General features: G+C 51.1%; 12 protein-coding genes. 8 read left to right on the top strand and 4 right to left on the bottom strand.

Features of this window, described 5'->3' with window-relative positions:
* Window positions 1-14 precede the first annotated feature (14 nt).
* Window positions 15-686 (bottom strand): acetyltransferase, encoded by a 672-nt coding sequence (locus RIC29_11070; protein ID MEQ8735457.1) that lies wholly within the window; start codon window positions 684-686, stop codon window positions 15-17.
* A 196-nt stretch (window positions 687-882) separates the two neighbouring features.
* On the opposite strand from RIC29_11070, the gene gmd reads away from it, so the two are divergent.
* The 7 genes from gmd (at window position 883) to RIC29_11035 (ending at window position 7,023) form a co-directional block, all read left to right on the top strand.
* Window positions 883-1,950, top strand: coding sequence for a GDP-mannose 4,6-dehydratase (gene gmd, locus RIC29_11065; GenBank protein ID MEQ8735456.1), 1,068 nt, complete (start codon window positions 883-885; stop codon window positions 1,948-1,950).
* Window positions 1,951-1,958: 8 nt separating this feature from the next.
* Entirely contained in the window at window positions 1,959-2,924 is a 966-nt protein-coding gene (locus RIC29_11060; GenBank protein ID MEQ8735455.1) for a GDP-L-fucose synthase, read from the top strand.
* Between the two features lie 132 nt (window positions 2,925-3,056).
* Window positions 3,057-3,989, top strand: coding sequence for a sulfite exporter TauE/SafE family protein (locus tag RIC29_11055; GenBank protein ID MEQ8735454.1), 933 nt, complete (start codon window positions 3,057-3,059; stop codon window positions 3,987-3,989).
* Entirely contained in the window at window positions 3,986-4,771 is a 786-nt protein-coding gene (locus RIC29_11050; GenBank protein MEQ8735453.1) for a TIGR02186 family protein, read from the top strand. The genes RIC29_11055 and RIC29_11050 overlap by 4 nt, the downstream gene beginning before the upstream one ends.
* A 7-nt stretch (window positions 4,772-4,778) precedes the next feature.
* Window positions 4,779-5,288 (top strand): universal stress protein, encoded by a 510-nt coding sequence (locus RIC29_11045; GenBank protein MEQ8735452.1) that lies wholly within the window; start codon window positions 4,779-4,781, stop codon window positions 5,286-5,288.
* A gap of 104 nt (window positions 5,289-5,392) precedes the next feature.
* A complete protein-coding gene (locus RIC29_11040) occupies window positions 5,393-5,959 on the top strand; it encodes a NifU family protein (protein MEQ8735451.1) in 567 nt (188 codons plus the stop codon).
* An 80-nt stretch (window positions 5,960-6,039) separates the two neighbouring features.
* On the top strand, window positions 6,040-7,023 hold the full coding sequence (locus RIC29_11035; protein MEQ8735450.1) for a glucosaminidase domain-containing protein: 984 nt from the start codon (window positions 6,040-6,042) through the stop codon (window positions 7,021-7,023).
* Window positions 7,024-7,065: 42 nt separating this feature from the next.
* Here RIC29_11035 and RIC29_11030 read toward each other — a convergent pair whose 3' ends face one another.
* Window positions 7,066-8,034, bottom strand: coding sequence for a polysaccharide deacetylase family protein (locus RIC29_11030; protein ID MEQ8735449.1), 969 nt, complete (start codon window positions 8,032-8,034; stop codon window positions 7,066-7,068).
* A gap of 210 nt (window positions 8,035-8,244) precedes the next feature.
* Here RIC29_11030 and RIC29_11025 point away from each other — a divergent pair, with 210 nt between their 5' ends.
* Window positions 8,245-8,838, top strand: coding sequence for a malonic semialdehyde reductase (locus RIC29_11025; GenBank protein MEQ8735448.1), 594 nt, complete (start codon window positions 8,245-8,247; stop codon window positions 8,836-8,838).
* A 24-nt stretch (window positions 8,839-8,862) separates the two neighbouring features.
* Here the strand turns inward: RIC29_11025 and trpS are convergent, their stop codons facing one another.
* Window positions 8,863-9,876, bottom strand: a complete 1,014-nt coding sequence (gene trpS / locus RIC29_11020) for a tryptophan--tRNA ligase (GenBank protein ID MEQ8735447.1) — start codon at window positions 9,874-9,876, stop codon at window positions 8,863-8,865.
* A gap of 86 nt (window positions 9,877-9,962) precedes the next feature.
* Window positions 9,963-11,579, bottom strand: coding sequence for a murein biosynthesis integral membrane protein MurJ (gene murJ / locus RIC29_11015; GenBank protein MEQ8735446.1), 1,617 nt, complete (start codon window positions 11,577-11,579; stop codon window positions 9,963-9,965).
* Between the last annotated feature and the right edge of the window lie 25 nt (window positions 11,580-11,604).

Here is an 11,604-nt window from a genome sequence, read left to right as displayed (position 1 = left end):
GGTTAAATCTATCCTTATTTGACAGAAATCGGCTGTGCGGGATTGCCGACGACGGTCTCTCCAGCGGCAACATCGCTGGTGACAACGGCGCCAGCACCAACAACAGCCCCATCCCCGACCTTTATTCCGGGGATCAATACGGATCGCGCCCCAATGTGACACTCCGTGCCGACGGTGACGCCACCACATAACACCGCCCAAGGGGCAATATGACTGTGCGCCCCAACCCAACAATCGTGGTCAAGACTTGCGCCCGTATTCAAGATGGTATTTTGCCCGACCTTTACACCGGGATGCACAAGTGAGCGCGTCACCGCCTGAACCCCTTCGTCTAAGGTGGCGCGATCAGACACCAGGGCGTCATCGCTGATGATCGTAGCAAAGCCATAGCCTTTAGACTTGAACCGCTCAAAGAGCGCCCGTCGGACGTGTAAGCCCGACCGTCCTGAGCGCGGCGCATTGCCGACCGCATTGACCAATTTAATGTTTACGGGCTCATAAGATTTGAGAATATCGTCATCGCCCAACACTGGCACACCATAGACATCCGTGCCTTTGAGGCTGAGATCTAAGTCTGTCAGGCCCTCAATTTTCACACCTTGTTGCTGAAGAATATAGAGGAGTACACGGGCATGCCCCCGGGCACCGATAAAGAAGAGTTTTGGAGCCTCAGCAGGCTTGTTCATTTTATGTACACTTCACAATCTATAAACCTCTACTGGCTATAAACGTCTGCTGGCCTATATGAGGTAAAACACACTTTCGCAAACTCTGTAATGAAATGAAACTCTGGTAACAGCCTGAGCACCACAGCGATCCCTTGCCCGAGGCTGGACCCCACGCCTATGATCAGATGTTTCTTAAAAGCCCAATGGAATATTCATGTCGAATAAAATAGCCCTGATCACCGGTGTGACTGGACAAGACGGTGCTTACCTCGCCGAACTTTTGCTCGATAAGGGCTATACGGTGCATGGGGTTAAACGCAGGTCTTCTTCATTTAACACCAGCAGAATTGATCATCTGTACCAAGATTTCCATAAATCAGGGGTTCAGTTTTTTCTGCATTACGGCGATCTGACCGACGCCACCAACCTGATCAGGTTGGTGCAGGAAGTACAGCCAGACGAGATATACAATCTGGCCGCTCAGAGTCATGTGCAGGTCTCTTTTGAAACGCCAGAGTATACCGCAAACTCAGATGCGATGGGGACACTGCGCCTGCTTGAAGCGATGCGTATTCTTGGCATGAAGAACACCCGCTTCTATCAGGCGTCCACATCAGAATTGTACGGCAAAGTACAAGAAACACCGCAAACCGAGACGACACCGTTTTATCCACGATCGCCCTATGCCGTGGCCAAGCTTTATGCCTATTGGATTACCGTGAATTACAGAGAAGCGTATGGTTTTCATGCCTCCAACGGCATTCTCTTTAATCACGAGAGCCCCATTCGAGGTGAAACTTTTGTAACACGCAAAATTACCCGGGCGGTCGCGGCCATAGAACTCGGTCAGCAAAATATACTTTACCTGGGCAACATTGATGCCAAACGCGATTGGGGACATGCCCGAGACTATGTTGAAGGCATGTGGCGCATTGTGCAGCAAGCCGAACCTGACGACTATGTTCTGGCCACCGGAGAAACCCACACCGTAAGGTCTTTCGTTGAATTGGCCTTTGCCGAAATTGGCCGCACCATCACGTGGCAGGGCAAAGGTGTCGATGAAAAAGGTCTCGATGCGGCCTCCGGCGACGTGTTAGTGGAAATTGACCCCCGGTATTTCCGGCCAACAGAGGTCGAGCTGTTGCTGGGCGACCCTACAAAAGCTGAACAGAAACTCGGATGGAAGCACACCACCTCCTTTCGGGATATGGTCAAAGAGATGGTGCAGAGCGATTTAAAAACGCTTCAAGATGAAGCGCGTCGCTTTCAGCCGGACGATTGACTTTAAACATGCCTGATCTTCATTACTCCCTCACTGGAAAACGAATATGGGTGGCGGGCCATACAGGCATGGTGGGCGCAGCTATCGTTCGGCGTTTGCAGCACTTTGAGTGCGAGGTCCTAACGATCTCACATACCGACCTGGATTTGACACGTCAGGATGATGTTACAGACTGGCTTGCTAAGTCGAAACCCGATGCGATTTTTATGGCCGCAGCCAGGGTCGGCGGTATTCTGGCCAACGACTCTTATCCGGTCGAGTTTTTGATGGATAACATTCAAATCGAGACCAACGTGTTTTCTGCAGCTCACGCGGCGGATGTAAACCGCATGGTATTTTTAGGATCAAGCTGTATCTATCCGCGTCTGGCGCCACAGCCAATGACAGAAAACGCTTTTCTAACAGGGCCACTTGAGCCGACAAATCAGTGGTACGCCATCTCCAAAATTGCTGGGATCATGATGGCACAGGCTTACCGGCGCCAATATGGCCACGATTACATATCGTGCATGCCAACAAATCTATATGGCCCAGGCGATAATTTTGACCTGAACGAAAGCCATGTTTTATCGGCCCTTATTGTGAAAGCCCATTTGGCTAAAACGACCGGGGCCGAGAGTTTTGAGATTTGGGGCACCGGCACGCCACGTCGCGAGTTTTTATATGTCGACGATTTTGCCAATGCCTGTGTATTCCTGATGGAAAATTACTCATCTGAAGACATCATCAACGTGGGATACGGAGAAGATATCGCGATCCAAGAGGTTGCTGAAACGGTTGCCAAGGTTGTTGGCTTTAAAGGCCAGTTGACAAATGACGCGACCAAACCCGATGGCATGCCCCGAAAACTGATGAACTCACAACGTATCAATGACTTGGGGTGGACGCCCTCAACGAGGCTGGAAGACGGGATTGCCAAGACTTACGACTGGTATTTAAAGACCCTCGCACGTTCTGGTCCGGTCGAAGACTAAGACACTTTTAAACTCACAATCTTCTAATCTCCGCCGATCTGGCTCGCCTTTTTCCTTGATAAGGAGCGATCCGAGCCCTACAAAGCCTTGTCCTAATTCATTTTTTCCGTTTGGAGGGGCCGGACAGCCGGCATGCAGATATACCTCCCCATCGCCGAAATGTCGGTGAACGTGTTCCTCATTCTCGGTATGGGTGGGGTCGTCGGATTATTGTCTGGCCTGTTTGGGGTGGGTGGCGGCTTTCTCATGACCCCGCTTCTGTTTTTCATTGGCGTTCCCCCCGCCGTGGCTGTGGGCACGGAAGCCAATCAAATTGTCGCAAGTTCGGTGTCTGGTGTGCTCGCCCATTGGCGGCGCGGCAATGTGGATTTCCGCATGGGAGCTGTTCTGACCGTCGGCGGGTTTATCGGCTCTGGTATCGGGGTCGCATTATTCTCCGTATTGCGCGGACTCGGCCAGATCGAATTGGTGATCTCACTCTGTTATGTGATTTTCCTGGGCGTTATTGGCGGACTGATGTTCTACGAAAGTATGAATGCCATCGTGCGACAACGCAAAGCACCAGCAGGACGCCCTGCAAGCTCGGCACGTGGCCCTGGACGCCACACCTGGATTCACGGTCTTCCGTTTAAGATGCGCTTTAGAAAATCAAAACTTTATATTTCTGCACTCTTGCCGCTCGGCATCGGATTTGTCGTCGGGATTCTCGCTGCCATCATGGGCGTCGGTGGTGGCTTTGTGATGGTGCCGGCGATGATTTACTTGCTCGGCATGCCAACACAAGTTGTGATTGGGACGTCTCTTTTTCAAATTATTTTTGTCACGGCCAACACAACGTTCCTGCAAGCCACTGTGAACCAAACTGTGGATGTGGTTTTAGCGCTGCTCCTGCTGATTGGCGGCGTTATTGGCGCACAAATCGGGGCCCGCATGGGGGCCAAGCTCCGGGGAGAACAACTTCGTGTCCTGCTGGCCCTTATCGTTCTTGGGGTCTGCCTGAAGCTAGCTTTCGATTTGGTGGTCACACCGACTGAACCTTTCTCGTTCGGAGGTGCAGGCGAGTGAAGCGGCGACTGAGACAAAAGTTTAGACAACAGTTTAGGCTGGGACATCTCATCTCTCTCTTATTCTGCGCGATGATCGGCACGCATCAGGCGCATGCCCAGGCTGTACCCTTGGTTGCCGACCTCTCTAACCATCTGGTCGCCATTACAACAGGATTTACGGGCACAGACGTTCTATTGTTTGGGGCTACGGATGGTCCTGGTGATGTTGTTATTGTTGTGCGCGGTCCGGCCAAGGACGTGACACTTCGCAAGAAGGAGAGGTTTGGGCCAATTTGGGCCAATACCGAGGCGATTGAATTACGTGACGTGCCTTCATTTTATAACGTGGCCAGCAATAGAGACATTTCAACATTTACCTCAGAGCGCATACGCGCCCTTTATGAAATTGGTGTGGAAAATCTCAAACTGAAATTTGAAGATGTGAGGCAACCGTTAGCTGTTAAAGACGCGTATAGTGAGGCGCTCATACGACTAAACGTCGACCGCGGCCTTTACAGTAAGGAAGCAGGGAGCATATCGCTACTTGCGAATAGACTGTTTAGAGCCCAACTGCACTTTCCGGCCAATGTGCCAACAGGAGCTTATGAAGTTGGGATTTATCTGTTCAGAGATGGTGATGTGGTGAGCGGCGAATTTGTGCCTTTGATCATTTCTAAAACTGGCATTGGCGCTGAAGTGTATGACTTCGCCCATAATTTTTCACCCCTATACGGCATATTTGCCATCGTCTTTGCTATTTTGGCAGGCTGGGCAGCTGAGGCTGCTTTCAGAAGAACATAGGCAGATCATGGTCGATGAGCGTGATACCGGACCGGAAACCAAAGAGGGTAAAGAGCGTCCCAGGACGTTTCTATTGGTGGTGGACTCTTCTGCAGAGATGAGTGCGGCTCTCCGTTTTGCCTGTCGCAGAGCTCTTCATACCAACGGACATGTCGCACTTTTTCATGCCGTTGAGCCAACAGACTTTCATCATTTCTCAAGCATCTCTGATCTCATGGAAACAGAAGCCCGGTCCGAGGCAGAGAAGTTGCTGCAGCGTGTCGCCGCAGATGTGCAGCGCCAAACCGGCCATATGCCTGGGCTCTATCTCCGCGAAGGCGACACCAACGAGCAATTGCTCACCGTACTCAAAGAACAAGATGAGATTTCCGTATTGGTATTGGGCGCAGGCACCGGAGACGATGGGCCTGGACCACTGGTCACCGCTCTTTCTGGTAAATTGGCCGGTAAACTCACGTTGCCCGTCACCATAGTGCCCGGGAATCTCTCCGCAGAAGAAATCGACGCGCTCACGTAAGCCTTTCCAACAGCTGCGCCCGATTTCATCAGCCCCCTTGATACTGGACCTATTTAGTCCTAATTAGAGGTTATGTTTCTTATTCTAAGTTAGGATGATGCGCGATGTTTATTCAAACGGAGCAGACCCCCAATCCAGCAACGCTAAAGTTCCTGCCGGGGAAGCCTGTCATGGAAACAGGCGTGGCGGATTTCACCTCGGCTGAGGACGCACAAAACTCGCCACTCGCTAAACGCATTTTCGAATTGGACGGCGTTTCTGCTGTGTTCTTTGGCTCTGATTTCATCACCATTACAAAGTCGGATGATATGGATTGGCAGGTCATCAAGCCGTTGGTCCTGGGTGCCATCATGGATCACTACACCACTGGACAATCTCTGTTTTTAGAGGGCGCCTCAGGTGTCGATGAGGATGACACTTTTGCAGATGAAAACGTGGATCCAGAGGTGATTGATCAAATTAAAGAATTGATCGAAACACGCGTTCGTCCTGCTGTCGCCCAAGATGGCGGCGATATCATTTACAAGGGATTTAAAGAAGGCACAGTTTACCTGCACATGCGCGGGGCCTGCGCTGGCTGCCCAAGCTCAACCATGACATTGAAATCAGGTATTGAAAATATGTTGCGTCATTACGTACCTGAGGTGGTCCAAGTGGAAGCCGTATTGTAAGCTAGGGGGGTAACCCTCTAACAAAAGTGTTTTAGGCACCGTGTCGTATGGCAACACCTTCGTCCTTTGCACTTACTATCATGAGCGGCGCTAGAGCAACCGCATACGGACTTCGCAAATATTTGCTTGAGTGCGAGGTCGTTTTCGTTGCGGCACTGCTGCTCATTGCCCTTGGGCAATATCCAGATACCGTAGGCATATTACCTGAGAGTACCCTCGTAGTATCAGGCGACGCCTTAGCGATCAATAATCTTGAGAAAACATTTGAAGGCATTGGCTATACCCTCGACCGGGTGCGCACTGACGCGGCAGATGTGCCACGAATCATCATCTCAGCTGTGCCTCAGGGCCTAACAGAGATGCGAGTCATAGATCGGCGAAAGCGTCTATTTTTTAGATCTGTGTTGCCGCTCATCCTAACAGCGAATGAGGAGATTGCTGCGGACCGTCAACGTTTATTAAAGATCATTGATGTCTTAGGGCCCGACGGCGCTGGTGAAAAGGATGTAAGCACCGAGGACGTCGCATGGATTGATGAGTTAGCGGAGAAGTACCACATAGATTTAACGGAAGAGAATATTTCTCTTATAGAACTCGCAGACGTTCTCAAATTACGCGTTGCTCCCATTCCAACGTCTTTAGCATTGGCCCAAGCCGTTGAAGAAAGTGCCTGGGGTACGTCGCGTTTTGCCCGGCAGGGCAACGCCCTGTTCGGACAATGGGTGTGGAACGAATTCGAGGGTATTGTTCCAAAACAGCAGCGCGGTGGCCAAGAGTATGCGGTTCGGGCTTTTGAGACACCGCTCGACTCCGTTATGTCTTACGCACGAAACTTGAATACGCACTGGGCGTATACAAAATTTCGAGAAGAGCGCGCCCTAATGCTATCAAATGAACAGGTTTTAGACGGCTGGAAACTGGCCGAAACCCTCACGCGCTACTCTGAGCGTGGACCAGCGTATGTAAAATCATTGCATGCCATTATGCGAGTAAACGGTTTACGCCCGCTCGACAATGCCCAACTCGCGACGCCCGAAACCATGAAAGCGCTGGCACGGAACTAGGGTTCCCGTCCTCTCGCCAGGCATTAATGTGTGCATCATTCGCTAACGATAGCGCTGGTGGATATCCGTACCTTCTGTCGAGAATTCTGAAATCATTTGCCAACCAAACCAATACCAGCGCCCGGCTGTTTCGGGAGCATTTGATTTCAACGTACAATTCACGCGCACGCGCCCTTTAGGAAAAGGGCGGTCCGATAGAACTTGAATCTGATTTTCTTTAACCACGGCCTCGACGTTGACGCCGAAAGGACCAAAACAACTCACGTCGGACAAATTCGAAAGCACAGAAGAGACTTCAAAAAAAATGTCAGGGGGATTTTTTTTAAGAATCGGATCTGGCGGAAACACCTGGGTAACCGGCAACGGGAGTGTATCGATAACCAGACGAAACCTGTCGGGGCCGCCAAAATTTTCATTCAAAGCAAACCGGGGCAGATAGTGCCGGTCATTGTTGACCCCCATTGCCCCCGAATGCTGCCCAAACGCAGCAGTAAAACCTGCAAACTCCACGGTGCTGATATCAAGCAACCCCGCTTCACCGTACGGAAACGCAAATAAGTCAGGCACATCCCCTAGGGCAGACTCAAAGGCCGCAGACATGTCATTGAGATCTTGAGTCACCGCGTCCGCACTCAATGCCGGATAGTGTCCATGACCGTGACTGTGAGCGCCAATCCCGACACCGTCAGCCTTTAAATTTCTTATTTCATCCCAGGTTAATAGATCTTTGTAACCCTGTTCCACGCCTTCGGTGGCAACAAACAGCGTGACCGGAAACCCTGCAGCCTTAAACCTGGGCCACGCAATATCCAAAAAGGATCGATAAGCGTCATCAACCGTAATTGCGATCGCTTTATCTGGGAGTGTCGCTTTACCCTGAAGAGCCGCAACCACAAGATCAAGTGGCACAACAGTATGCCCGCCTTCCTGCAAGGCCGAGATATGGTCTCCAAGTTGATCGACTGTTGTATTTGTTGAAGGAAATTGATCTTCACCAAACCGATGGTACATCAAGACAACCGCTGAGGGTTGGCGCTTCACGTCATGTGCGATCGTTTCAGCGAGAGCAGAATAAGTGCACAACGTTAACCACGGGGCGCATAGCACTAAGCAAAGCGTGCTTGGCACTAACCAATTGGTAAGCAGTGACATGCGGCGAATAAATTTGATAAGCAATAGATCCATGGCCATATATTACCAGACAGAGATAAGAGGTACATAATGTCACGCGCACAAATTGATCAGGCTGGCCTGAATCTTCTTTTCATGGAGGCCCGCACACAAAACAGCTGGCACCAAAAACCGGTTCCTGAAGATTTGATGCGCCGCGTTTTTGATCTCATGAAAATGGCACCCACCTCAGCCAATTGCTCGCCAGGACGCTTCGTGTTCGTCGCTTCTTCTGAAGGTAAAGATAAATTAAAACCAGCATTGTCAGAGGGCAACTTGGCCAAAACCATGTCTGCACCGCTCACCGTAATTATTGCCTATGACATGGAATTCTATGAGCATCTGCCAAAGCTCTTCCCGCACACGGATGCCAGAGCTTGGTTTACAGGCAATGATGACCTGATTCATGAGACCGCCTTCCGCAATGGCAGTTTACAAGGGGCCTATTTGATGATGGCGGCTCGCGCCCTTGGGCTCGATTGCGGCCCAATGTCTGGTTTTGATGCTGATATAGTCAATAGCACCTTCTTCCCGGATGGACGATTCAAAGTGAACTTCATTTGTAATGTAGGATACGGTGACGACAAAGAAGTCTACCCGCGCGGTCCAAGATTTGAATTCGACGAGGTTTGCGCGATTGTCTAAACAGCGGTGGTATAAATAGCGTATTTAGACGCGGGGTGAGAACCCAATCGCGGCATACGCTTCTGCCAACACAGGCTCGGCCAAGGCGTTTGCCTTGTCCGCACCAAGCTTGAGTATTCTGTCAATCTCAGCCGGATCAGCCATGAGCTTATTGGTTTCAACACTGATGGGTTCGAGTTTGGCAATCGCGAGATCCGCGAATTTAGATTTAAAAGAACCAAACCCCTGGCCAGAAAATTCCATCACGACCTGTTCGACAGAGTAACCGCCAAGAGCGGCATAAATATTGATCAGGTTAGCCGCTTCAGGACGACCTTCTAATCCGGCAGGGGTGTCTGGCAAAACATCTGGGTCCGTCTTGGCGCGCTTAATTTTATCTGCAATGACATCAGCCGTGTCGGTTAGATTGATGCGTGACATATCTGACGGTTCGGACTTGGACATCTTTCGAGTGCCATCGCGCAGGCTCATAACACGGGTCGCCGGGCCTTGAATCACCGGTTCTGGCATAGGAAACACTTCTTTGCCAGTATCGACATTAAATTTTTGAGCAATATCCCGCGCCAATTCCAGATGCTGCTTTTGGTCCTCGCCGACAGGAACGTGGCTGGCCTTATACACCAGAATATCTGCGGCCATGAGGTTGGGATACACCATCAACCCAGACGATGCTTTTTCCTTATTTTTGCCCGCCTTGTCTTTAAACTGGGTCATGCGGTTCAGCCAGCCCAGTCGCGCGACACAATTGAACACCCAGGCCAATTGGCTATGTGCTGGCACATGGCTTTGCACAAACAAGGCGTTATCTTCCGGATGAATTCCAAGAGCGATCATGCAGGCCGCAAACTCACGACTGGTGTCCGCCAGAGTCCCAAGCTCTGGCCAAACTGTAATCGCATGTAAATCTACGATGCAAAACAGACACTCGTAGTCGCACTGCATCGCATCCCAGTTCTTCAAGGCGCCGAGATAGTTGCCTAAGTGCATTTTGCCAGTTGGCTGAATGCCGGAAAGAATACGATTGGTTGGAAACGTCATAAGGCAGGCCATATTGCTACAAGTTTAGTGACGCGCGGGGATAGCCTAGCAGTATCAATGGGTCAAGTTGGGGGTCAAGTTGGGGGTCAAGTTGGCGGTGAAGAGTCTTGTTTTAGACTGGAACGGCGCAGCCCCTTAAGATCAGCTAGCGCCGCGCCACCACTGCTCAAAAGAATGGTCCCATACACAGCAACCCCCACGCCTACTAAACTCATAAGGCTAAGGATTCGCAAGACCTCAGAACCAGCTTGCTTGCCTGGGCTTCCGAAAACGGTGCCCAGCTGATTTTGCACCAAAGCAAGACCAGCCCACACAGCAAAGCCCATTACCAGACTTGAGATCAAGATACGTGGCATCCGCTTGGCAAGCCGCTGATCGACAATAAAATGGCCGCGACGCATTAATATACCGCCGAGTAACGCAGCGTTCAGCCATGCAGACACAGCCGTTGCTAAGGCAATACCAACATGCCCTAAGGATTTCATGAGAAGCAAATTCAAGACAATGTTAACCAACATAGCCGCTGCAGAAATCTTGACCGGCGTCGCTGTATCTTGACGGCTAAAAAATCCGGGGGCCAACGCTTTGATAAGAACATAGGCGGGAAGACCCAGAGCGAACGCCGCCAAAGCAGACCCAACGGCTTGGCGGTCTGATGCGGTAAAGGCCCCACGCTCATAAAGAACGGCCGCAATAGGGTGCGCTAGAATCAGAATACCAACAGCGGCCGGCAGTGTGAGAATCAAACTAATTTCAACGGCTCTATTTTGTGCCTTCAGAGCCTCTGCAGCGTTATCGCTTTGGATAGATCGCGAGAGCATAGGTAACAACGCAACACCAATGCCCACACCAATCACGCCAAGAGGGAGCTGATTGACACGATCTGCGAGGTAAAGCCAGGACACAGCCCCCACTGCAACGAGGGTTGCGATGATCTTATCCACCAGCAGATTGAGTTGGTACAGACTGGCACCGAAGACAACGGGTAGAATACGTCGAAGCAGTTGCCGCACCCGTGGCGTTAACCGGGGACGCACAAGACCAAGCGGCATGCCTGCAACACGCACACGCCATGCCAACCAGGCAAATTGAATGACACCGGCAATGGCAACGCCCCATGCAAGCGCTTCAGAGGTATCAACCCCTGACGCAAGAGCAAAAGCGACTGCAGAGATCAGTGTCAGATTGAGCAGAACGGGTGTTACAGCCGCGGCCGCAAAACGATCTAAAGCATTCAAAACACCGGACTGCAACGACACCAGGGATATAAACAGAAGATACGGAAATGAGATGCGGGCCAGTTCCGTCGCGCGTTCCATTTGTCCCGGAATGTTGCCAAAGCCGGGGGCTATCGCAAACAGCGCGATCGGCATGGCGATCATCATCAGAAGCACAAAGCAAAACAAGACTGTGGCCAGAACGGCAAAGGAGTCTTCGGCAAAACGCCGGGCTTTTTCGTGGCCCTCTTTCTCAAAAACTTCAGAGAAAATTGGCACAAATCCAGCAGAAAAAGCACCTTCCGCAAAAAGACGACGAAACAGATTTGGGAATTGAAACGCGATCAAAAAAGCATCAGCAGCCAATCCGGCTCCGAGTACACCTGCGATCAAAATATCGCGCATCAGCCCGGTAATCCGGCTGATCAGGGTCATTCCACTGACCGTGGCAAAGGCCCGAAAAAGAGAGAGGCGAGAAGACATCATAGAGGTTTAACTTACTCACCGGGAT

The sequence above is a fragment of the Rhodospirillaceae bacterium genome (genome assembly GCA_040219235.1).
In the GTDB taxonomy this organism is placed as follows: Bacteria; Pseudomonadota; Alphaproteobacteria; order Rhodospirillales; family Rhodospirillaceae; genus WLXB01.
The sequence above is the reverse complement of the archived record's forward strand: the minus strand, read 5'-3'. Positions and strand labels throughout refer to the sequence as shown.